At 72.8% G+C, this 206-nt stretch carries 1 protein-coding gene; it reads left to right on the top strand.

The annotated features are described in order from the left end of the window. The coding region (locus AC0VY3_RS38310; protein ID WP_475552071.1) for a DEAD/DEAH box helicase family protein at nucleotides 1-206 on the top strand (206 nt) is incomplete at both ends.

Raw genomic sequence — 206 nt, forward strand, 5'->3', positions numbered from 1 at the left:
TCGCGGGCCGCTGGAGACCGCCCTGGCGGGCGGGGACCGGCTGTACGGACAGCGGATGGACGGCTTCGACCTCGCGATCGTGGACGAAGCCCACGGCACCGCGGGCGATCTCGGACGTCCGTGGGCCGCGATCCACGACAACACCCGCATCCCTGCCGACTTCCGGCTCTACCTGACCGCCACACCGCGCATCCTTGCCGCGCCCC

It is taken from the genome of Streptomyces sp. iso_384 (assembly GCF_056172905.1).